Genomic DNA, 23,200 nt, shown 5'->3' with positions numbered 1-23,200 from the left:
TTTCAGAATGCCCTGGATGCCTATCCACGAGTATTAATGCTGAGAGTTGATCTACGCCTGCCTGATGCCCCTGCCGCCACTGACGCCGCTGTAATATCCCGTTTTACAGAATCCCTTAAAGCCAAAATTACCGCCTGTCAGTTGCGTAGAAAGCAGGAGGGCAAGCGGGTACACCCCACAACGCTGCGGTATGTCTGGGCTCGGGAGTTCGGCGAGCGTAGCGGTAAAAAGCACTATCACGCTGTTTTACTGCTGAACCGAGAGAGTTGGTGTGGGGCTGGTGATTACAATTCACCGCACACCCTGGCCGGGATGATTAAACAGGCCTGGTGTAGCGCGTTGCAGGTGGACGTGCAGCAGCATGCTACACTGGCGAATTTCCCTGAGAATCCAGCGCTATGGATTGACAGGGGGAACAGCGCACAACTTCAACAAGCCCTAGCTCGGGCAGATTACCTCGCTAAAGACCACACCAAAGTCACCGGTGATGGCGGGCGTAACTTTGGCTGTAGCCAGGGCTGACCTCCTGCCATTCCCAGTCCCTTACCTAGCCTCCCAAGGTAATATTTTACATACACGCCTTATCCTCTGAAGGAGTACCGGTGTGCAACAGAACTCAACCCACGCCGGTCTCCTCCCAAAATTCATTTTCAGAGGGAGAAATTCCATGACTACCAGTACAACCCCATCCACCGCGTCATTACTTAATGCAGAAGACCCTCTTATCGACATGGCATACATCACCAAACACACCAAGATGACCGACAAGTGGTTTTACAAGTTGATTCAAGATGGCAGATTCCCGAAACCCATCAAACTGGGACGCAGCTCCCGTTGGTATAAAAGTGAAGTCCAGAGCTGGATGCAGCAGGTTATTGCCAACTCACGGGAGTAATGAAGTCAACCGGCCAGCATCGCTCCCGTAAAACGGCTAACTGCATATCACTCCGCTGGCAATGCGAACACGATAAGCGGCGCTATTGCGGCGCGAAACCCTGCCCCATTTGCAGCCGAAACCCCTGAACCATCAGTTCCAGTCATCCATAATCAACCTGTAACCCGCCATCCTCCACACAGACAGCCATCTCGTTCCGGGACGGTATCTGCCTGCATGTCGTATGGCGGTAAGGAGTCAGTCCGATGAATTTTAAGACCGTTACCAGTGAGGAACAGAACGCCGGAATTCGTATGCTGAAATGCTACCTCGCCAGTGACCACCGTGGGCATTTTGTGACCACCAGTGAAGCGGCGAACATGCCGGGACAGGTATGGAGCTGCGTATCCTGCGGCTGTCGACTCATTTTCCATACCGGCACGCACGCTGACTCACCCTGGTTCGAACATGACCAGAGAACAGTAGCTGCCAGTACGTTGATGAGCTGTGCGCATATTGACCCGGCAGTGAAAGCGGAGATACGCAGAAGAACATTACGCAGTCTTTTCAACACCCTAGATTCCCCGGTAATGTCGCTGGACTGGTACTGCGTCTGGTGCGCTAACCATTACAGCGGGGAAAAACGCTGCACTGCCTGCGGGACCGGTATTTATAGCATTGAGGAGGCCTGCTGGCAGAATAATTACACCTGAATTGTCCTGCTTGTTGGGGAGATGCCAAACTACAGCTTCATTTGGTCTGTCACATGAGCAACCATGATTTTAAAAAGCGGATAATGCTCTGAAAGAGACCAAGCAACAGCACTTACAGTGCTGCATCTACATGAATTTTTTGGGTTACAGAACTAAATTTCGGGCATATATCGGAATGCAGTACGCAATTTTTCACGTAAAAAAAACTGTGATTTTTGCCTTAGGTTACGTAAAATATCACGTAACCAAATTCATTCGATTTTATACGGATTACAGCATGGCTAGTGTTGATGCAGATTACTGCTACTCTTTTCCAGCTATACGTGGCATTCAGGCTGGTCGTCCTTTCTACATTGCCACATGCCCGATGCGCATCATACCCAAAATATTCAGCTTTGATGAAAATGACGTCCCTCCTGAGCTACGCGCACAACGCACGCTGAATAAATCACGCATCCCCGAAATGGTGCGTTATCTGCTGGAAAATCCAAAAGATTATGTGTTTTCAGCACTGACAGCGTCTATTGCCGTTGACGTTCAGTTTGATGAGTTCCCTAACTCCAACAACCTGGGGACGTTGTGCGTGCCAATGGATGCACAAATTCTAATCAACGACGGTCAGCATCGCCGTAAAGCGATTGAAGACGCTTTGGATGCTCGCCCGGAGCTGGGCCAGGATAATATTCCGGTGTTGTTCTTTGTTGATGAAGGCTTAAAACGTAGCCAGCAGATGTTCGCCGATCTGAATAAATACGCTATTCGCCCCAGCCCGTCGCTGGCGTCTCTATACGATCATCGCGATGCCAGTTCAAATCTGGCACGTTACCTGGCGATGTCCATAGAGCCCTTTGTTGGAATGACAGAACTGGAAAAATCTGGCATCAGTCAGCGGTCAAATAAGTTATTTACGTTGAGCAGCATCAAGCAGGCTACCCGCGCATTGTTGGGTAAAGATCCCAAAGAGAACAACTTTGAGGAATGCACTCAAATTGCTACCCAATATTGGCAAGCTATTTTTAGCGTGATGCCGGATTGGCAGCTAGCGGCTAAAAAAGAGGTTTCACCGGTTCAGTTACGACAAGATTATGTTCACGCTCATGGCATTGGATTGCAGGCACTTGGGCAACTGGGATATACCCTGCTAACGGATTATCCTGAGCAATGGCCGGAGAAAATAGCTGCACTGAAAACTTTTAACTGGCGCAGAAACAACCCGGACCTCGTCAAACGTGCGATGCAGCACGGCAAACTGAGTAAAACCAGTACCGCGATCCAGCTCACCTGTAATGCGCTAAAAACCGCGCTCTCAATCCCCCTCACTCCTGAAGAACAGGAGCTTGAAGCTCAAATGGTTGTCTCATGAGTACATTAGTTCAGGCCTACGATTTGGCCGAATATGAAGATTTTATTAATCAGGAGCAGTTCGCTGGACGCCCTCTGGCCGAATATGTTGCTGAGGTTCAAAGAATTTATTGTGCGGATAATCGTCCGTGGGTAATTGGCTACAGCGGCGGGAAAGATTCTTCTGCCGTAATTACGCTGGTGTATCTGGCTCTGCTTGGCCTGCCCCCGGAAATGCGCAACAAAGATGTTTTTATGGTGTCGTCCGATACGCTGGTCGAAACGCCTGTGGTAGTTGATTTAATTAAGAAAACGATGTTGCAGATTGAGGCAGGCGCAAAGCGTAATGACCTGCCAATCACTCAACACGCAGTAACGCCTAAAACGAATGAAACCTTCTGGGTCAATTTACTGGGTAAAGGTTATCCGGCTCCAACCCGGAGTTTCCGTTGGTGCACTGAGCGCATGAAAATCAATCCGGTGAGTGACTTTATTAAAGATAAGGTCAGCCAGTTTGATGAAGTGATTGTTGTCCTGGGTTCACGTAGTAGTGAGAGTGCCTCCCGTGCACAGGTCATCGCAAAGCACAAAATTGATGGCTCACGCCTGGCCCGACATACCACGCTGGCAAATGCGTTTATCTATACCCCTATTGATACCTGGGATGTCGAAGACGTCTGGAAACTGCTGCGCGGCGCGTTCCGCTATGCCCCGGACGATATTGATGAGTGGGAAAGCCCGTGGGGTGGAAACAACCGTCCTCTGTGGACGCTATATATGGACTCTTCCGCTCAGGGTGAGTGTCCCCTGGTGATCGATGAAAGTACCCCTTCTTGTGGTAACTCCCGCTTTGGCTGCTGGACCTGTACCGTGGTCACCAAAGATAAAGCGATGGAGAGCCTGATCAAGAATGGCGAAGAATGGATGTCTCCGCTGCTGAAATACCGTGATCTGCTGGCATTTACCACCGATCCAGTAAATAAAGACACGTTTCGCAACTATAAACGTCGTACTGGCAAGGTCAGTTATCAGTATGCCAAAGATGGCGAAGAAATTAGTGCCGAGCGTAAACATGTTCCTGGCCCCTACTGGCTTAAGTATCGCCAGCAGTGGCTAAAAGAGCTGCTGGTAATCGAGCGTGATTTAAATGCTCAAGGCCATACGATTACGTTAATTACCCAACCGGAGCTGCATGCTATCCGTCAGGAATGGTTGAAAGATCCTAATGAACCAGACTGGTATGACACGCTACCGGGTATTTACCGAGAAGTGTATCAGCAGGATTTAGACTGGGTAGTGGACGATCAGTCGCGCTTTGACGCCAGCGATGCAGATTTGTTGATACAGATAGCTCAGGGATTTGACGTTGCACCCGAGATGGTCATGAAGCTGATTGAACTGGAAGTGTCAATGGAAGGGCTAAGCCGTCGTCAGGGGATTTTTGACAAACTCGGTACCATTCTAAAACAGGACTGGGGTAGTCTCGAAGAGATCCAGCAGCAACAAGCAGCACTACAAAAACGTAACGACCGGGATATTCACCAGGAAGAAGTCACCAGGCTGGAAGCTGAACTTCAGGTTCTACAGCGAAGAATTGTCGATGCCAGTGAATCCTCTGTTTTAGTCGAGGAGGAAAACGAACGTGCTCATTAAACAACTAGTGTTACATAATTTTCGGGTATTTAACGGTACTCATACCATTGATCTGGCCCCCAGAAAGCGCCCACACGATTTGAATCCACGACCTATTGTACTGTTTGGTGGTTTAAACGGTGCAGGGAAAACGTCGATCCTATCAGCGATCCGTCTAGCACTATATGGTCGGCTGGCGTTTGGCCTTGCCACTCAACAACAGGAATATGTCGAGCAACTTAGTTCGTTAATTCACAACGGTGCGTACGATATTGAACAACCTGAGGAAGCCGCTGTCGAATTGACCTTTACCTATAATAAGGGCGGCCATGAAGCGGAATTTACCGTTACGCGAACCTGGAAAAAAGGTAAGAAAGATCGCCTATCTCTGCAACAGGATGGACAGCCACTCAGTGAGCTGGATTACGATCAGTGCCAGGGGTTTCTTAATGAATTAATCCCGCATGGCATTGCCGATCTGTTCTTTTTTGATGGCGAGAAAATTGCGGAGCTGGCGGAAGATGAATCCGGCAATATTTTGCGTACCGCAGTGCGCCGTTTATTAGGTCTGGATCTGATATCCAAACTGCGTAATGACTTAATGATTTTTGTTAAGCGCCAGCAATCCAGCCAGTTGGTGGGTTCTCAACAACAGCAGATTGCAGAGCTTGAAAAACAAAGTAAAGAATTGGCCTGCCAGACTGAAGAGATACTGGAAAGAGCCGATTTTGCCAAATCGCGGATTGAGTTTATTTCTAAAGATATTATCCGTTATGAAGGTTTGCTAAATGCTCAGGGGGGGGCTTTTGCCCAGACAAAAGCGCAGGAAAAGCAGAAAGTTGATGCGTTATTGAAAGATAAGGAACGTCTGGAAAAAGCACTGCGTCAGGAATGTGATGGGCCGCTACCTTATGCGCTTGCGCCCACTATTTTGTCTCGTTTACTGCAACAAATTACTGATGAAACGCAGATTAAACAGGCAAAAAGCTTTGAAAAAGAGCTGAGCCAGTTTTTAACGCAACTCAGAAATGATATTGCATTTCGTTCTGAGGGAACTGGCAAAATAGCAGCTGAAGCGATTACCGATAATCTAAAAGAGTATATGGCAACTAAGCCTAAAGGCGATTTGCTGTTTGATATCTCTGAACGTGAAGCCGGTATGCTCCAACAGTCGATTGAACAAGACAGCAAAAAGGCATGGCAACGCTTCGATCTTTACCGTACCCAGTTATCAGAGACTGAACAGCAGTTAGAGCAGGCTGCTGCAAATATTGCCCGCGCCCCGGAGGACGACCAGTTAATGGAGCTCTTTGAGAAGCTACGCGAACTGGATAAGCAACGTGAAAAACAGCGGCAAAAATATCTTTCATTGCTGGAAGATGCTAAACGAATTAAGCAACAGCAACTGGATTGCGTTCGTCAGGTACAAAAAATGCATGATGTTGCCCGAAGTCAGCATGGCTTGAGTTGCGCCTTTAAAAACGCTCAAGAAACGATTAATTTACTCGATCGATACAGTGATGTATTAACGCAGGCAAGAGTGAAAACACTGTCAGCGAATTTCGAAATAGCCTATCGCAAACTGGCCCGTAAAGAAGATCTACAACTTAGTGCGCACATTAACCCAGAGACGTTTGACGTAGAGCTGATTGATGAACAAGGATCCGTCATAAAACGTAAGCTGCTTTCTGCCGGTGAAAAGCAAATTTATGCAATTGCTATTCTTGAGGCTTTAGCAAAAACCTCAGGCCGTGATTTACCGGTGATTATCGATACGCCATTAGGACGTCTGGATTCTCAGCATCGGGATAAACTGATTAACCACTATTTCCCGTTTGCCAGCCATCAGGTAGTGCTGCTATCTACTGATACGGAAGTGGATGAGCGTTATTTTGTTGATCAATTGCGTGATGATATCTCTCATGCTTATGAGATTGTGTTTAATGCACATACCAAATCGTCTGCACTGAAACCTGGCTATTTCTGGGAATTAACTAAGGAGGCGATCTGATGCTCCCGAATCGAATGGTGCTTAGTCGTCAGACTGAAGAGCAGCTTAAAAAATTGAAAGGATATACAGGGATTACGCCCAATGTCGCTGCTCGACTGGCATTTTTCCGTTCGGTAGAGAGCGAGTTCCGTTATTCGCCTGAGCGGGATACCAAGAAGCTGGATGGCTCGCTGGTACTGGATAAAATTACGTGGCTGGGGGAGACATTACAGACTACAGAATTGGTGTTGAAGATGCTTTATCCACAGATGACGCAGAAGGATATGATTAAAGCCTGGGCAGCACATGTTGAGGATGGGATTGCGGGGTTAAGAAACTATCGCTCGGTAAAAGATTTTGTATATGGAGTATACAAATAATGGAAAATAATAAGTCGATATTCACCCCATCTTTGCTAACAAAGCATGAAAATGGCACACTAACAACGGTAATCTGTATTAGTCGCGACTTGATCTGACATATGGTAATCCCCCCGAAAAATCGATGCAGGCATAAGTAGAATTTTCTCCTAACCTGAATGCAGGGGGGATTACCAGTGCATATAACAACATCAAAGGATTATGAGGGGCCCTTTAGTCCCCTCGCCGCCAGCACGAAATTAACTAAATTTTTCAGAAAGCTAAGATCCATAGACCTACCAGGCTCAACCCTTAGAATTGTTCAGGCGGGATAACATGGAGGAAACCTTCACTTTCTTAACACTCATCTTCAACTGACCGTTATCCAAATGGTAGCCAACTGATAAACACTGTCCTTTGGATAGGTCTCCTAGTTGCTTTTCCCACTCAGCCTGCTTTGTACCTGGCATGCTCAGTTCAAGAATTTTCGCGTACGTCTTTGTCTCTGTTTTTGCTGGTGCAAAAATCAGCTTGTGACACGCCTGGAATAAACGATCTTGCTCATCTTTACGCAGCATACTTAGCGTTTGAGTCGCCAGAATTAGGGATACCCCAAACTTGCGTCCTTCCGTTAACATTTTGCCCAATGGGCTCTCCAGGCGATGATCGAGGTTCTGCACTTCATCCAATACAATAGGAATCGGTTTTTCCTTACTACCGTAACTACATGCGTAGGAGTATAGATCCCAAAGTAAAAACTCAGTACAAAGCATTGAAATATCGTGGTTAAGCGACGCAAGTTGCATAATTGTTGAGCGGTGATGTTCACTCTCAAACACATCATTCCAACTTTTATCACTGTCAGATGAAAACAAGTTAGACTTCACAAGAGGAGCCAGCTTGCTTGCAAGTGCTGGTCCTGCAGTTTCTTCCTCGTTTAGGTCATCCAACATATTCTGTAAGCTATAAGCACTACCATATCGTTGGACACCAGATTCAATCACTTCATTGAGCACTGCGATCTGGCGCTCGCCAATTGTCGAATATACCTTGTTAAAAACAGATGCTACCCTTCCAGCCACCATATGAGGCTTCTCTTCGAGAAAAATCCCGCCAAAATCTTGCTTTTGAGCTCTAAATGGCGACATACCAAATGGCTCATTACAAAGAATATTGGATTTAGGATTTGTTCGTTCAATAAACTCCGGCTCAAGGTGATTCGGCAAGAATCCGTTTGTATAATCAATCACCAGCGACCGAATTTGAGCATCGGCCAAGCTCATCAACAAACCTTGTATACAGTAGGTCTTACCCTGCCCTGAGCTACCAAAAATGATCAGGTGACGGTTTGCTAAATCCTTGTGCCCGTACTCCCAGAAAACTTTTTCGCCGGTAAGCGTATTCTGACCAATTTCAACTCGGCATTCACTCGCATAATCTGGGGTTGGCTCTGCAGCTAACTTTGACGGCTCCTCTGTTTGGAGGTTCGGTTTTAAATCCTCTGGCTTATCGACCACAACGTCTAATGGAACGAGCGACTCTCTTTTTTTCAAAGCTGTCTGCCCCACCAACATATACTCCGCCGGCACATGGCAGATCTGTGCGATGTCCTTTTCGTTCATTAATACTTGAAGCGGGTGTTGCACCAGTGAAGGCAGCAAAGACATAGGAAGGTCAACCTTCAACACGCCATCCTGCATGTTATAGCCAGGTTCGAAACAGCTTCCGCTTTCAAGGTGGCTAACCACTAGACCTGCTGGATAGTTCTCAAGCTCCGCAATCGCGTAGTTACCGCGTAGCCACTCTTCTTTCTCTGCCAGCAGGGCTTCGAAATAGTCATTGCTGAATACGTTGTACAGACGGTATTTGTCGATTTGCATCAACACTTGGCGGATAAACAAGCCTCGGTATAGCTTCGACGCCAGTGTCTCGTCGCTCAAAAGCTCTGTTAGATAGCGGCGAAGCTCATTCGCTTGCTGTACTGCTTTTTTGTAGTCTGGCGTGGAGCCTGTTTTCACTTCGACAGGAAGCAAATAAAGGTTACCCTCTTTAAAGCCCACCAGCAGTATATCATCTGAAATCGCGCCTTTTTTATATCTCTGCACATTGCGTGAGAAGTCACTGTCGGTCATTTTCAGGCCGATGTTACCCGACACGCGGATCATTTCACCAACTGAGAGCGGAACCCAGGTGATATCAGATTGGTGCACCAGACACGTCGCAAATTTATAGGCGCCGATAATGCCAGTTCGCTCTTTGCGAATGGTGTCGTTGCAAGTCAACATCTTCAGAAGCCAATCACCATTGAAGGCATTGAACTCGTTAATCTGCTTGCCGCCACTTTGTGCAACCACCCTTTCGAACAAACCACGCTGTGCCGTCACGGTTATCGCATCGTAGCTGGCTGAGCTGGTGTACTGATCAGAATAATGAATAAGCACGATACATTGATTGGCGTGGAAGAAGTCTAGCGTCACTTTCGGGTCGATGATGGTGGTCCAAATCGAGCTGTCATAAGAGCGCGCTAGCAGAGATTTAAAGTCTTCACTGACCGCAAGAGCAGGAGCATTGGCCCCCGTGTATTGTGTGCTGGGCTTAAATGCTGGTTCTATTAACGAGCCAACATACTTCGCTATTTCCAAGTGTGGTTGGTTACTATATTGAACGTTTTGCAAACCAAATGCAGTGAAGTATGAGCCTTCATCACTTTTAGAAGCGTCGCCCGTCAGCAGACCATCACACGCAATACCACTAGGCATGTCGTCAACGCTCAAGGTCGTTAACTTCACGTTGTCGTTGTTTCTGAAAAAAGACAGGTGCGAGTAGGCTTGCCCTTCGCGTTCACTTTGAGCATTGGTAAACTTGCTGTAAGTTAGCCGGGTTCTCAGAATATCGATAATGGTGTCGGCATTTTCTCGCACTTTCTCTCGGTCCAATTCCAACCAAGACTTTAATTCTTCGTAATTGAACGTTTCTGCAAACTGGTCAAATGCATTGAAAACCAGCTCATCATCGTAGAGGTTGACATGAATTGATGCCGCTTTATCGAGGTTATCTTTTACATAGTCAACCAAACCGAGGAATAACTCTTCTGCACGATCTTGATTCACGGCATTCACCAACACACTCTTCTCTGAGCCGGTAAACAAGTGGAGAAACGCTTTTTGGAACTCGTTGATCTTTTCTTTAACCAGCTTGCGAACGAACTTCAGACAACTTTTCTGGTGAGGGACACTTTTAACCCAAAACCCGTTTTCTGTTACTTGCTGGTTGTAGGCAAACCCATGCTTGGGATGATAGACATACGGAAGCAGTCCACTTGGCCCCAAGCGATTGAACGTGACAGATGGCAAGTCAGCAAAGCTGTCATCTTTTTGCATTTCATTACAAAGATTTAAGTAGTAAGCCAACACCATTGGGTGGAATGGCGAGTAATATTCTTCACCATTCTCGCGAACCAAACCGATTTGCATCACAAGCTTTTGCTCTTTGGTAAGCATGCCACCAGTTGGGATCGCGTTGAAATAATCAAGGAATGCATCCACGGTCGCTTTCACGAGTGCCGTAAATATAGGCCCCCACGAAACCAACGAAATAGTTGTTCGTCGGCTCGCTAAATAGTCAAACAGTGCTTGATATGCTGAGTGAAGACCGTCATCAATAGACCTTAACTGTTCCAACGCCATGCTGTTGGATTCCGCTAGGTAGACTTGCTTTTGCTGAACGAAACACTCTTCCCAACGAAGTAGGCTAATGCGCGGCTCCATGACGCGAAATTCACTATGATCGATCGCGACAACGTCTTTACTCGGATAAAGCTCGCCAAACACGTGATCGTCAAACAATTTGTGGAAGCGAGATTGGTTAAGCAGCAATGGAAAGGACAGGCTGCTTTCTACCTGTTCACCCTCAATATAAAATGTCAGGGAATTATCACCTGATTTCACCACAAAGCTGATTTCTTCTGACTCGTTGGCCAAAGATTCAAAATCGACAACACCAAATTCTGCGCGGTCAACCACTTCACCGACATCATCTAGGCTTCGGTTTGCAGTTAGCGCCGGGTTAATAACCAAGCTGTTGTCTACCGTTTTCAAGGTAAGGCGTTTTTTTGAAGGCTCAACGGCGAAAATGTTTTTGAATGCCTCGAGGTGAAACTCGCCTTTTCTGACAACCAAGCAACGGAAGTTATGGTGTTCAGAGGTATTGTCACGCTTCAATGCTAGCGTGAAAAACAAAGGCTCATTGGCATAACTAGCTGCTAGAGTAGCGTTTGCCCCTTTACTAGTTAGGCGCGTGCTGATGACTTCTTGTTTGCCAAGTGCATTCGCTGGCGAGACTTTAAACTGCTCTTTTCTTAAATCGCTGATGCCAGAAAAGCTCAGTTTAAGTTCAAACTCACTTTGCCCTTCTTCCAGTGCAATAATCAAGTGACGGTCACGCAATCCTGCTTTAGTTTCTTTTGGGTAGCGACCAATCACTTGCGCATTATTGGTCTCGTCTTCACCTTCATGCTTAAGGTTCTGAATCTTATTCCTTTTGATCTCTTCTCGATAAGTTTCAAACTCCACATCTTTCCAACCATCGTCAGAAAAATGTTCTTTGATAAACCTACTACTAAAGCCTTTCAGCCTTTCTTCGAGTTGCTGACCAAAATGCTCTACTTCAAACGACAACTCTTGGTAAAGCGTACGGTTTTCTTCTAGGCGCTGTTTGATCTGTTTTTTATTGCCCGATAACTCAGCAACAAAAGGATCCTCAAACATGCCTAGCTCGCTGAAACACAGCTCGCCATCCTCAACTGCCTTGTATAAAGACTCGAAACCGAACATGGTCGCACCATCTTCCAAAATCGCGTCAAATTGGTCGTCCAAAAGGCAAAGCGAAACGTCTCGAGATTTGTCAGATTGCTCAATAAAGCCACTAAGAGCGCATTTGATGTTCCCTGGACTCCACACCTGGCCAGACTGGCCAAGATCTTCCGCCGAGTTGATGAGAGTATCTAGGCGACTATTGTGAATAACCACCAGTGCACAGCCCTTCAACGGACCTTCCCGGCTTGCTATTTCGTCACGCAAATTAGAGATGTAGTTTTCGGTAAAGCCCGTTTCACACGCATCTTCGCTATGAAGCACTGGCACCACTTTGCAGTCTTCCAGGTCTAAATAGCTCAGCGCTACACCATTGCGATCTTCGCTCTCTCCTCCTTTTCGCGCTAAGAGCGCATCGAAAAGTCGCTGACTATTAGCATGGTCAGGAGAGTTAAACTGGTAGCGATAGCCTGCGCGGATGTTTCCTTTCGCGTGCAGTAAAAACTGCTCAACCAGAAACGATTCAAATTGTTTTGCGCACATACACTGCATCTCCACTATCACTCATGCGTTCAACGTTGCCAATTCGCTCATAGAACTTAATAAGCTCTTGTTCTGTCTGCTTATCAACAAAAATCCCCCTTTGCTGTAAGCCAATTATCAGCTCATGGAAGCGAAGCTTTTCTTCCTTACCCACCACCAGGTTAGTAAGCAAAATAATGTGGTCTTGAGTGAGTACTAACACCCGACCAGAGCGACCACGAGCTTGCACGAAGCCAGTAGCCATGTTTTCTTCAACCGCTTTAATATATTTTTTGATAGTCCCCGGACGGTCGGTTTTAGGGTCTCTGAACTGTTCTTCAGCAAGCTTCAAAGCATATTCCAACCAATCAATTGCGGTTTCTGCTTTTTCAGGTATTGCTGTTTCAAGTTTTCTGTTGTGGCGAAACATTTTTGCGTAATTTTCAATATACCCAGCTAGATCACTCCGCTCTGAACTCTTAATATCCTTTGCCAATTGCCACAAAGGTTTTTTTAATTTTTCTGGGTTTGGTTGAAGATTTTCCAGCATAGAGAGGAAGGGAAACAGCTTGAAAGACGATTCGCTAAAAAGCTTGTAACCGTGCTTTTTGATATGGATACGTTCACTGCTGGCGCGCTCATGATCCATGATGAAATACAGCGGTTTCGCGGTTGGGGCTTCACCTGTTTTCCAATCCGACAACGATAGGCTTAATTGAGCCGTGTAAGCAAAGCCATAGAATGCCAAGAAACGCTCGAACTCATCCAACAGGTATTTCGGATAACCAGTTAAAAACTCGAGGTCACGTTTAAACGCCTCTGCTATATAGGGCAAATATGGTGACTCGGTCACTTGGAAGTCCTTGTCACGATCTGACTCTGTTTTGTCTAAAAGCGTTTTAAGAAACTCCTCTTCGAGGAAGTTCAAGTTAGATTCAAATCGTTCAATTTGCTGTCCTTGAAGTAAGTTAATAAACAAGGATGCCATTCGCATGTCGCGCGTGTACTTGTTATCTTGACTCTTCTGGCTCTTAAACAACAGAAACTCAGGGGTTACCGAGAATATATTTTCATTAGTGAAATACATATCTTCAAGTACACTCCAAAATGCCTCTTCACCCAATTTTTTTTGTAAGTTGTTTTTGCAATCCGCAGTAAAATCTTGGTAATTGTACTTTTCTATTTTTTTACAAAGTAATCCACGCAGGACTAAGCCCACGACTGATGACCAGTCAAAATCATTGCCTTGCGTACGAATGGGAATGTAACTGCTCAACGTATTCTTATTTTGGAACTTATCAGCTACCGTTTGTGGCAAACCGGCCTTTATCGGTAATGTGAAATTATCGGTCGTCATTAGTGCATACCACTCACTTCAAAATAGTCACTTTCTTCTTTCACGATTTTGTAGCGCTTATCACCCTTGAGAATAAAAAAGGTCTCTTTTTGCTTAGCTACTGTCAGCATCTGTTCCAATGCTTCATCAAGTAACAAAACAGCATTTTTGTCGTGCTTGTTAGGGCGATACCCCTGCCCAATCTTGACCAAAAGCTCAAGTAGTTTGACGCTAATTGGCATTGGCTTAAGCGATTGTTCATCGACTTTCAGATACACATTGAAGGTGCCTATTTTTTCGAGTGTACTGTTTTGTATTGCTGAAAAATCGGCCTTAACTTCAAGAGACACCGCCGTTTTGTAGCCATTAAGCTCAGAAACTAAATACTCGTCTTTGTCGAGTGTTGGGGCATGACGATTACAATAGCGGTGAAGCGCTGCGATCAGCGTTTCTTTGTAGAAACTGCCAAGCAGTTTGCGCATCTTTCCTGAACCATCGAAATCACGATGTCGCATCCAGACAGATGCATAGGTTTCTACCAGATTGTTTGTGAACTCGTTTTGGATAGGCGTTACAAACTCATTGCTGAGCTCTTTGTCACCCCGAAGCAAATAGAAAAGGCGAAGAAAAGACGTTGCTTTGGTTACCTCGTAAAAACCAAGCTCGTTAATTTTAGATCTAAACGCATTGAAACGCTCATCTTCAATGCCCAGCTCATGCTGAAGCACAAACTCATCGACGGTGCGCGTGTGCAGATTACTTGGGTCAAAACCCTGTATACGGGATAACAGCTCGTTATCACTGCCTGCAAACAAGTTGTCGAACAAGTAGCCATCCGCCGCGAGCAACTGGAAAATGAAATCCAGTAACGCTCGGGCCGTGAGGAACTGATCTTTGATAAGACGGGCTTTGAGTAATAAGCCGATCAGAGATTCCTGAACTGAAGGGCGACTCAGCAGCGCATAGTTTGCCGTCAGGCGAGTATGACCTAGAGATTTGAGCTCTTTGTCATAAAGCGCATAGAAAGGATTCTCAAGCGTTTGTGCTGTCAATCTTTTTAGAAATTTTTCTGCAAAGTCTGATGCACAGCCCTCAGCATTGAAGGTGAATTTTGGATAGTCTTCAAAATCCAAGAATACGTACTGCTTTGGAATTGCTGATCGCTTACGAGAGAGAAAGTCTCTGAGCACCTTTTTGATGTCGCTATGCTCTTTGGAACCTTCTTCTGCATAATTGCCGAGCATACCAACGTTAATACCCACAACAAGTGGTTTATGACTTTGCTTGAACTGGGTGAATCTTTGATCAAGAGCTTGAATGGCTGTCTGGCTTGGATTGAAGCTGTGAGTCGCATCCAAATGGAAGTCATGAGTCACTTTGTGCTTTTGGCTGTACTGCGTCAAGATCTCAGACTTGCCATCACCACTACTTCCGCATAGGAAGATGACTTGATTGGACTTAGCAGATAGGAGTGCTTTTTTAAAATCCGCTTCTATATCTGTCGTGATGTATATGTATCTCTTGAATCCAACGAGGTGATCTTGATAGTGCTCTCTCTCGGTACTGACCGCATACGGTGAAGACTTTGAGAGAATGCTGAGAGCTTGTGCAAATTTCAACGGTCATTATTCCTTGAAATAATCAATAGGTTAAATATTACTAAAAAATGCACTATATTACTGTGATTTCAATACGAATATAGAGTGTCATCATAATGGACAAAAATCGATGAAAGAGACTGTAATTTAAATTGTGTATCTGCCTGTTTTTGATATGTTCCTCCTTTGACCTGCTCCCCGGTTGATCTTCGCATAGTCAAACGGCGTAATCCCTTTCTCCCGGTTCGCATCCAGAAAATCAGCCCACCACTGCAACATCAACTTGCGCTCATCCAGATGTTCCGCTTTATGGATATACGCCGCCCTCACCGAATTGCGTTCCATATGGCTCATCTGCCTTTCCACCGCATCCTTCGACCATAGCCCTGACTCAATTAACGAACTACAGGCCATTGTGCGGAAGCCGTGCCCGCAAACCTCAACTTTAGTGTCATAACCCATCACGCGTAGGGCACTGTTTACGGTATTTTCACTCATTGGCTTACGCGGATCATGATCGCCAATAAAAATCAGCTCATGTTCGCCACAGAACTGTTTTATCTGCTTTAGGATCGCCAGCGCCTGCTTTGAAAGCGGCACCAGATGCGGTGTACGCATCTTTGAGCCTCGCTGAGAATGTTTTACATCAGGAATAGGCTCTCGCTCAGGCGGGATGGTCCACGTTGACGTTTCAAAATCGATTTCTGACCAGCGAGCAAAACGCAGCTCACTGGATCGAATAAAGATAAGCAGGGTGAGTTCTGTTGCCCAGCGGGTTAGCGGCCTGCCGGTGTAGCTGTCTATTTTCTGTAGTAACTCAGGAATGCGCTTTAATTCCAGCGCCGGACGATGTTGTCGATTACCGGAAGCAACCGCCCCAGCCATCTCTTGTGCCGGGTTATAATCAATTAACCCACTTTGCACTGCATAACGCATGATGGCCGTAGTGCGCTGTTGAAGACGGGCAGCAACCTCAAGACGTCCAGACATCTCTACGGCTTTAATGGGTGCTAATAAATCGCGAGTTTTTAACTCAGCGATGTTACGCTCACCAAGCGCTGCGAAGAGATTATCTTCCAGACTTTTTAGCACACGATGGGAATGATCTTCAGACCACTTTTTATTGGTGCCATGCCACTCGATCGCTACCTCTTTGAAGGTTCGAGCTTTACTCTGCTCAACCTTATCATTTTTCTTTTTGTCTCCCGGATCGACGCCATTCGCTAGCAGCTTACGAGCATCATCACGACGAGCTCTGGCATCAGCCAGTGTGATTTCAGGATAAACCCCAAGTGCCAGCATCTTTTGCTTGCCGTCAAAACGGTACTGCAAACGCCAGTACTTAGAACCATTAGGGTGGACAAGAAGATGCATACCACTGCCATCAGTCAGCTTGTATTGCTTATCCGTTGACTTGGCTGTTCTGACTTTGATATCTGTTAGAGCCATGCTTATCCCCTCCCTGTTGGTACAAGCATTATCGAACCGGAAATACCATCATCTATACCAACATCTGTTGGTAGATGTACGTTGAAGTCGGTTGACCTTGAGAGAGTTAATATAGCGGTAATGATGGGTAAATACTGGATTTCAGGCACAAAAAAAGACGTCCGTTGACGTCTATTGATGTTCCGATGGTGCGAAGGCCGGACTCAAATAATAATTCAAATATTTGTTTTTATTATCTATTTTGAAATAAAAAACCCAAAGTGCCCCCATTTGTGCCCCCTGATTTTTTTTAGCGATTTCAACTTGCAGGGTTCTCAATACGGTTAAAAACTGGTCGTGTGGAAAACTATCAAACCTATTGGTTAGGTTCCGAAAGACGGAACCTAACCACGCTCTATGCCTTTCTGATGGATCTGGGTGCACTTAAACTGTTCAGTTAAAAAGCCATCGTCCAGCTTTTGCCGACTCAACAAGCATAAAAATCGTAAGGGGCTTTGGTTCAACATCGGGGACTCTTTGCGACTTAGGCCTTAAGAAATTGGGCAGAAAGCCTTTTTCGTAAGGCCAATATGCAAGAAAGTCAAATTCGCTACTATCAACGTTAAATCTTTGGAAATAGTCATTCATTATTTCATCACCAGTCTCTCTGGCCCAAGGATACTTACCTGTTGAGAGGCTGGTTTCGAGCGTTAATTCAGGCTTATCTCTTGAGAAAAGGGGTTTAGAATTATAATTATTGTCGTACCACTCAAAAATAGCGCTTTCTATCGTGTCCTTTACCATAGCTTGTCACCATTCTTTGCAATCAGGTTATAGGTATGGGTTGCTTTCCATGCGATTTGTGTCACGTCATTTAATATAAAGCCAATACCTAGTATTGGTATCCAGCGTCCAGCAAACGCCCCCAGATTATTAACGTAACTAAATTTAAGTCGTTTGATACTTTCAGTTGTAAGAGTTGGCCAGCGGTTCACTCTTATGTTCAACCATACGCGGAGGTTTGCACTCAAGATCGAAGTCCCCTTAGTGGCCCCAGCCGGTTTTCCCCGCGTCGTTTGAGTTGGTTGTCCTAAAATTATAAGTGCCAAAGTAGCTATATCCTCGACACCAAGCTGTTTTTGAGCCTCATCCAGAAACACGAAGAAAAAAAGCTCTCCAGCGGTGAGACTGAACATTCCTTTGTAAAAATACGTTCCACCCAGCTCTTCAACTGTATCCATTTCGCACCTCGTTTGTGGCTCTCTGAATACCATATCTGTCGAATTGATGTTCGTCCAGAATCGACGTTGGTTAATAACGACTCAATATGATGTCGTGATTCCCCATAAAAAAAGATTTCATGAATAATCCTTCACACTGTTCACCTTTTGTTTTTATGCATTCATATCATAAGGTTAGGTGGTGATGAATGGGTGAAGGGTGACGCATATCCTTCACCACGGGTGTATAATGTGTATAAAAAAAACCGGCTTTCGCCGGTTCAGGTTGTCATGCAGCGTTCGGATCGTCGCACTTCGGCAGCCAGTCGGCGCTGCTTTCGTCCGTCAGCCCCAAGTTGGTCTGCATCCCGAACTATAATCGACGCTTCAGAAAATAGCTCTTATCATCCTCACATCAAAATGCGGGCTCGTCGTGAAGTATTGGGGTTGGTTTCAGTCAGCTATGAGCGAGGAGCGGACCTTTACAATTTCTGCAGCAGATAGCGATTTTGCTGAGGTAGTTGAAAATTGATTGAGCTGAAGTTGCTCATTTCATGCCCTTCGCATAAAGCAGCAACCTCAAGAAGGGGGGACTTAACTTCACGGGTCATACGATGAAATGAGTCATTGGCACTTCAGTCTCCGGACCATAACTGTTACCAATTCACCAGCAACTACTCGTTGCTCTTGCCGTACCCATCCTGAATTTCTATGTGATCTTTAATCCGCAGGCTTTTTCCAAAGGAACGACGCATTACTCTCAGTTATCAGCGCTGTGAGGTGACTCACCCCCCCGGCAACCTTGTCATCAGGGCCATAGAATAAAAATCGAAGCAGTATAAACCCGCCTCGATTTTTGAGAGTGGCTTAACCCACGTGGTTACTGTCCCAACCGGACGGCATTATTCAGGAATAGTATTCAGGGGCTTTTTTGAATTCAGACCAGGCGTCAGGATCGTGACCGGTCACCACCAGCGCACCGGCACGTTCGGCCACGGCACGCAGTTTCTGCACGGAACGCACGGAATCCACCGCTGAGGCCAGAAAACCCGGCAGCGCTTTTTGTTCCCAGTGATCGCGGGTATAGGCCGCATCGATAGTCAGTAACAGCGGCTGGCTGTTGGGTAACCGCACCAGAAAAGACTGATGGCCGGGCGAGTGACCTGGTGAAAATACCGTTGTCAGCGTGCCGTCACCATAGATGTCATAAAAGTCATCGTCGGTGCCGTTCAAAAACTGCCACTCCAATCCGGGGCGATCGTAATCTTTGCGGATGTAGCCGCCGGCCGCGAACCAGTCCGGGGTAAAGGCATATTCATATTCGATGCGCTGGACAATATGGCGTGCATTTGGGAAGCGACCAATCGCACCAGTGTGGTCAAGATGCAGGTGAGACTGCACCACGTATTTAACATCGGCCGGGTCAATGCCCAGTGCTTTGACCTGATCGACACAGCCCTGATCTTTACCGAGTACCGGCCAGTAAACATCACAGATGCCTCCCCAGTAGGCTCTGGGATCGGTTGCCACTTCAACGGCATTGCCACCATCAATAATGGTATGTCCGTCAGGATGGGTGATCAGGAAAAAGGGAACCGGGATTTCATAGTCTGCTCCCGCGCCCTGATTCATCTTAATGTTATGCACCTTACACTTCAGCGTACCGGACTGGAGCATGTAGAGACGGATATCTTTCATACTGAATATTCCTCTGGTCGTTAGCGTGGTTAAAGTGATGCGTTATTTTTAATTATTGAAATCAGAATGCTTCGCGATACAGATTTAGCGCGTCGTGCTCATGAACCTCGACAGGATTGTTGGTCAGTAAACGCGTCTGCAGCATGGCATCCGCAGCCAGACGTGGTAGACTCGCTTCCGTTACCCCGACATCCCGTAACCGGCGAGGCGCGCCACTTTGCTCCATCAGATGCAGCATAAAGTCGACAAATGCGGTTGAGCGAGTTGCTGCATCACCGCTACCGGGTACGTTGAGCACGTCGGCCAGTTCGGCATACAGCGGCGCGGCCGCAGTGGCATTAAAACGAAGCACCGGGCCGAGCATCAGCGCGTTAGAAAGACCATGCGCGATGTGATAATGCCCACCCAACGGATAGGCCAGAGCATGGACGGCAGCAACCGGCGAGTTGGAAAACGCCTGCCCGGCCAGTGTAGCACCCAGTAACATCCCTTCTCGTGCGGCGCGATGGCTCCCATCCTGACAGGCGTGAATCAGATTCGCGCCCAGCAGGCGTAATGCCTCACGGGCCAGCGCATCAGAAAGCGGGTTTTTCTTGTGCTTACTGGTGTAGGCTTCAATGGCGTGAACCATTGCATCAATACCGGTTGCGGCGGTGTGAATTTGTGGCAGTCCTAGCGTCAGTCCCGCATCAAGCAGCACAAAATCTGCGTAAAGCTGAGGTGAAACAACGCCCATCTTGGTGGTTTCGCCAGTAGTGATAATGGCAATATTGGTGACTTCAGAGCCGGTCCCGGCTGTGGTTGGTATCAGCACCATTGGCAGACGCGACCCGGTGACCTTGCCGATGCCGTACATCTCCGCCAGCGGCTGATCGCTGTGCGCCAGCACCGCGGTGACTTTAGCAATATCAAGCGAAGATCCCCCTCCCAGCCCGATAATAATATCGGCCCCGACCTGTTTAACGACCTCGACACAACGGTACACGACGGCTTCAGGCGGATCGGCCACAACCTCATCAAAAACGGTGACGCTAAAGCCCGCCTCTTCAAGATTTTTTGTGATGGGTGCAATCAGTCCCGCTTTGATTAATCCAGCATCGGTAATCAGCAATGCGTTACGCTGAGTGAACCGTGCCGTCAGATTGGTGCCCAGTTGCTGTGCTCCTCCCCATTTCATTTCAATGGAAGACACCGTACGAAACTCAAATGTATTGATCGTCATATCGCCTCCTGTCAGTCACGTGTGGTTATCAGGCAATCTCTGAGCACAGATATTTAATTTCCAGATACTCATCAATGCCGTGATGCGATCCTTCCCGGCCAAGACCGGATTGTTTAACGCCGCCAAAAGGCGCGACTTCGTTAGAAATCAGTCCCGTGTTATGACCTACCATGCCGTATTCCAGCGCTTCAGTAACTCGCCAGGTACGGCGCACATTTTCGGTGTAAAAATAGGCTGCCAGGCCAAATTCTGTATCGTTCGCCATCGCAATCACCTCATCTTCCGTGGTGAAGCGAAAAAGCGGTGCCACCGGGCCAAAAGTCTCTTCACGGGCGACTTTCATCTGCTGAGTGGCACCAGTCAGTATCGTGGGTTCAAAAAACGTACCGCCCAGCGCGTGTCGTTTTCCGCCCGTAAGCAGCGTTGCCCCTTTTTTCAGCGCATCGGCGATATGCTCCTCCACCTTACTCACCGCAGTGTCATCGATAAGCGGGCCGATCGTCACATCAGGCTGTTGTCCGTCGCCCACTTTCAGGGCCGCCACCCGTTCTGCAAATCGGCTGGTAAACGCCTCATAGATTCCAGACTGAACGTAGATACGATTGGAACAGACACAGGTCTGTCCGGCGTTGCGGTATTTTGAGGCCAGAGCCCCCTCAACGGCGGCATTGATATCGGCGTCATCAAAAACGATAAACGGGGCATTACCGCCCAGTTCGAGCGAAAGTTTTTTAATGGTCGGAGCCGACTGCGCCATCAAAATACGTCCGACTTCTGTTGAACCGGTAAAGGAGAGCTTACTAACAACATGACTGCCGGTAAGTACACCGCCAATCTCGTGCGCATCGCCGGTAATCACCTGAAAGACCCCTGGCGGAATGCCCGCCTGCATCGCCAGCCAGCCAAGTGCCAGCGCGGTGAGCGGCGTCTGTTCTGCCGGTTTGACAATCATGGTGCAGCCAGCAGCCAGCGCCGGTGCGGCTTTACGGGTGATCATCGCGGCAGGGAAATTCCAGGGTGTAATCGCTGCACATACGCCGACAGGCTGCTTGATCACCACAATGCGTTTGTTGGTTGCTGGAGCAGGAATGGTTTCGCCGTAAACACGTTTGGCTTCTTCGGCAAACCACTCAACAAAGGAGGCGGCATACAGCGCTTCGCCACGGGCTTCCGCCAGCGGTTTGCCCTGTTCAGCCGTCATCAGCAACGCAAGATCGTCTACATGGGAAACGATGAGATCAAACCAGCGGCGCAAAAGTGCAGTGCGTTCTTTGGCCGCAAGTTGACGCCAGCCGATGAATGCCGTCTGTGCAGACTTAATAGCGTTGGTGGTATCCAGCGCCGACATTGCGGGCACGGAAGCAATAATGTCACCCGTAGCCGGATTGTTGACTTCAATTACGCCACGATCCTGAGCCTGAACCCATTCGCCATTGATCAGACAACGTGTCTGAAGCAGGTCTGGATTTTTCAGTTGAATCATTTACACTCCCCTTTATCTGGTTCAATATATTGAACTGATATCTTGATACTGAACTTACTACGAGGAATTATGTCAGGGGATTCTTTAACAAAAAGCGATCAACCACACAAAAAAATTGACACAGTTCCTGCTTTGCGTCGTGCGGTTAATATCCTTGATTTGGTCGCTGCGTCAGGTGGCGTGATGTCGGCCACCGACATCACGCGCACATTGTCTCTGCCCAAAAGCACCGTCCACGGGCAACTGCATGCCCTGACAGGTTTGGGTTTGCTGGTAAAGACAGCAGAAGGCACTTACCGCCTCGGCCCTCATCTGATGCGCTGGGCGGAAGGGTTTCTTTCACAGATGGATATCATTTCGTTGTTTCGCGATTATTTTGCTGCGGACACTCTGCTGGCGGGTTACACCATCACCCTTACGGTGCTGGACCTCTACGAAGTGGTTTATGTCGGCTGCCGCGATGCAGAGAAAGCACTCGGTCATACCTTTCGCATCGGCATGCGTCTGCCCGCGCCTTTCACCGCGACAGGTAAAATGATGCTTTCACGGCTTTCTGATGATGAGCTCGATGCACTTTTTACCGCGCACTTCCCTGTACCCATGACAGTGAACAGCGTGGACAGTCTCGAAGCGCTGAAGGAGGAACTGGCTGTTATCCGCAAACGTGGTTTTTCAATCGATAACGGCCAGGTTCATGCCGCCATGACCTGCGTTGGCGCAGCCATATACGATCATTCAGGACGTGCTATTGCGGGTATCGCCACAAGCTTCCTGAGCAACGAGGCGGAAGATGGCTTGCTGGAAAGTCTGGGCCAGAAGATTTGCCATGCTGCTACAGTGCTCTCTGCACGTTGCGGTTACGCGTCAGTCTGATTATCAGGGCGCACACTTAACCCGAATGTCAGCAATGTCCGTTCCTGGCACAAAGCGGACATGTTCATCAGGAAAAATCTGCAAAAACTGAAATGCGGGC

The 23,200-nt window shown here is 47.3% G+C and carries 17 protein-coding genes; 8 read left to right on the top strand and 9 right to left on the bottom strand.

Annotated features, from left to right (window positions below; genetic code table 11):
- The 7 genes from RAC90_RS10385 to dndE all read left to right on the top strand — a co-directional run.
- Window positions 1-522: inovirus Gp2 family protein (locus RAC90_RS10385; RefSeq protein WP_375124315.1), on the top strand; the 522-nt coding region annotated here is incomplete at its 5' end.
- A gap of 145 nt (window positions 523-667) precedes the next feature.
- On the top strand, window positions 668-895 hold the full coding sequence (locus tag RAC90_RS10380; RefSeq protein ID WP_058706463.1) for an AlpA family transcriptional regulator: 228 nt from the start codon (window positions 668-670) through the stop codon (window positions 893-895).
- Between the two features lie 245 nt (window positions 896-1,140).
- Window positions 1,141-1,587, top strand: a complete 447-nt coding sequence (locus tag RAC90_RS10375; protein ID WP_081047048.1) for a putative zinc ribbon protein — start codon at window positions 1,141-1,143, stop codon at window positions 1,585-1,587.
- Between the two features lie 277 nt (window positions 1,588-1,864).
- Entirely contained in the window at window positions 1,865-2,950 is a 1,086-nt protein-coding gene (gene dndB / locus RAC90_RS10370) for a DNA sulfur modification protein DndB (protein ID WP_021552210.1), read from the top strand.
- A complete protein-coding gene (dndC, locus tag RAC90_RS10365; protein WP_375124314.1) occupies window positions 2,947-4,581 on the top strand; it encodes a DNA phosphorothioation system sulfurtransferase DndC in 1,635 nt (544 codons plus the stop codon). The genes dndB and dndC overlap by 4 nt, the downstream gene beginning before the upstream one ends.
- Window positions 4,571-6,571 (top strand): DNA sulfur modification protein DndD, encoded by a 2,001-nt coding sequence (gene dndD, locus RAC90_RS10360; RefSeq protein WP_001577626.1) that lies wholly within the window; start codon window positions 4,571-4,573, stop codon window positions 6,569-6,571. Before dndC ends, dndD begins: the two co-directional genes overlap by 11 nt.
- A complete protein-coding gene (dndE, locus tag RAC90_RS10355; protein ID WP_058675766.1) occupies window positions 6,571-6,930 on the top strand; it encodes a DNA sulfur modification protein DndE in 360 nt (119 codons plus the stop codon). The genes dndD and dndE overlap by 1 nt, the downstream gene beginning before the upstream one ends.
- A 284-nt stretch (window positions 6,931-7,214) precedes the next feature.
- Here the strand turns inward: dndE and dptH are convergent, their stop codons facing one another.
- The 9 genes from dptH to RAC90_RS10310 form a co-directional block, all read right to left on the bottom strand.
- On the bottom strand, window positions 7,215-12,263 hold the full coding sequence (dptH, locus tag RAC90_RS10350) for a DNA phosphorothioation-dependent restriction protein DptH (RefSeq protein ID WP_058706440.1): 5,049 nt from the start codon (window positions 12,261-12,263) through the stop codon (window positions 7,215-7,217).
- On the bottom strand, window positions 12,244-13,599 hold the full coding sequence (dptG, locus tag RAC90_RS10345; RefSeq protein WP_058706441.1) for a DNA phosphorothioation-dependent restriction protein DptG: 1,356 nt from the start codon (window positions 13,597-13,599) through the stop codon (window positions 12,244-12,246). The genes dptH and dptG overlap by 20 nt, the downstream gene beginning before the upstream one ends.
- Complete coding sequence (gene dptF / locus RAC90_RS10340; RefSeq protein WP_058675763.1) at window positions 13,599-15,197, bottom strand: DNA phosphorothioation-dependent restriction protein DptF; 1,599 nt, start codon at window positions 15,195-15,197, stop codon at window positions 13,599-13,601. The genes dptG and dptF overlap by 1 nt, the downstream gene beginning before the upstream one ends.
- Window positions 15,198-15,323: 126 nt before the next feature.
- Window positions 15,324-16,625 carry an integrase arm-type DNA-binding domain-containing protein gene (locus RAC90_RS10335; protein WP_058706442.1) on the bottom strand — a complete coding sequence of 434 codons (1,302 nt, stop codon included), beginning with the start codon at window positions 16,623-16,625 and terminating at the stop codon, window positions 15,324-15,326.
- Window positions 16,626-17,057: 432 nt separating this feature from the next.
- Entirely contained in the window at window positions 17,058-17,408 is a 351-nt protein-coding gene (locus RAC90_RS10330; protein WP_028722304.1) for a DUF1493 family protein, read from the bottom strand.
- A complete protein-coding gene (locus tag RAC90_RS10325; RefSeq protein ID WP_058702795.1) occupies window positions 17,402-17,845 on the bottom strand; it encodes an STM2901 family protein in 444 nt (147 codons plus the stop codon). Before RAC90_RS10325 ends, RAC90_RS10330 begins: the two co-directional genes overlap by 7 nt.
- 885 nt (window positions 17,846-18,730) lie before the next feature.
- Complete coding sequence (attM, locus tag RAC90_RS10320) at window positions 18,731-19,522, bottom strand: N-acyl homoserine lactonase AttM (protein ID WP_028722793.1); 792 nt, start codon at window positions 19,520-19,522, stop codon at window positions 18,731-18,733.
- 61 nt (window positions 19,523-19,583) lie between these two features.
- On the bottom strand, window positions 19,584-20,744 hold the full coding sequence (locus tag RAC90_RS10315) for an iron-containing alcohol dehydrogenase (protein ID WP_210456324.1): 1,161 nt from the start codon (window positions 20,742-20,744) through the stop codon (window positions 19,584-19,586).
- 28 nt (window positions 20,745-20,772) lie between these two features.
- On the bottom strand, window positions 20,773-22,227 hold the full coding sequence (locus RAC90_RS10310) for an NAD-dependent succinate-semialdehyde dehydrogenase (RefSeq protein WP_064366685.1): 1,455 nt from the start codon (window positions 22,225-22,227) through the stop codon (window positions 20,773-20,775).
- Window positions 22,228-22,296: 69 nt separating this feature from the next.
- Here RAC90_RS10310 and RAC90_RS10305 point away from each other — a divergent pair, with 69 nt between their 5' ends.
- Window positions 22,297-23,100: an IclR family transcriptional regulator gene (locus tag RAC90_RS10305; protein WP_028722796.1), complete on the top strand. Its 804-nt coding sequence runs from the start codon at window positions 22,297-22,299 to the stop codon at window positions 23,098-23,100.
- The last annotated feature ends 100 nt before the right edge of the window (window positions 23,101-23,200 follow it).

Source organism: Pantoea sp. CS_6, from assembly GCF_041954745.1.
GTDB lineage: Bacteria > Pseudomonadota > Gammaproteobacteria > Enterobacterales > Enterobacteriaceae > Pantoea > Pantoea stewartii.
The sequence above is the reverse complement of the archived record's forward strand: the minus strand, read 5'-3'. Positions and strand labels throughout refer to the sequence as shown.

Coding starts and splice junctions, on each gene's coding strand:
- RAC90_RS10380 (WP_058706463.1), top strand. CDS start 668: ATGACTACCAGTACAACCCCATCCACCGCGTCATTACTTAATGCAGAA.
- RAC90_RS10375 (WP_081047048.1), top strand. CDS start 1,141: ATGAATTTTAAGACCGTTACCAGTGAGGAACAGAACGCCGGAATTCGT.
- dndB (WP_021552210.1), top strand. CDS start 1,865: ATGGCTAGTGTTGATGCAGATTACTGCTACTCTTTTCCAGCTATACGT.
- dndC (WP_375124314.1), top strand. CDS start 2,947: ATGAGTACATTAGTTCAGGCCTACGATTTGGCCGAATATGAAGATTTT.
- dndE (WP_058675766.1), top strand. CDS start 6,571: ATGCTCCCGAATCGAATGGTGCTTAGTCGTCAGACTGAAGAGCAGCTT.
- dptH (WP_058706440.1), bottom strand. CDS start 12,263: ATGTGCGCAAAACAATTTGAATCGTTTCTGGTTGAGCAGTTTTTACTG.
- dptG (WP_058706441.1), bottom strand. CDS start 13,599: ATGACGACCGATAATTTCACATTACCGATAAAGGCCGGTTTGCCACAA.
- RAC90_RS10335 (WP_058706442.1), bottom strand. CDS start 16,625: ATGGCTCTAACAGATATCAAAGTCAGAACAGCCAAGTCAACGGATAAG.
- RAC90_RS10330 (WP_028722304.1), bottom strand. CDS start 17,408: ATGGTAAAGGACACGATAGAAAGCGCTATTTTTGAGTGGTACGACAAT.
- RAC90_RS10325 (WP_058702795.1), bottom strand. CDS start 17,845: ATGGATACAGTTGAAGAGCTGGGTGGAACGTATTTTTACAAAGGAATG.
- attM (WP_028722793.1), bottom strand. CDS start 19,522: ATGAAAGATATCCGTCTCTACATGCTCCAGTCCGGTACGCTGAAGTGT.
- RAC90_RS10315 (WP_210456324.1), bottom strand. CDS start 20,744: ATGACGATCAATACATTTGAGTTTCGTACGGTGTCTTCCATTGAAATG.
- RAC90_RS10310 (WP_064366685.1), bottom strand. CDS start 22,227: ATGATTCAACTGAAAAATCCAGACCTGCTTCAGACACGTTGTCTGATC.
- RAC90_RS10305 (WP_028722796.1), top strand. CDS start 22,297: ATGTCAGGGGATTCTTTAACAAAAAGCGATCAACCACACAAAAAAATT.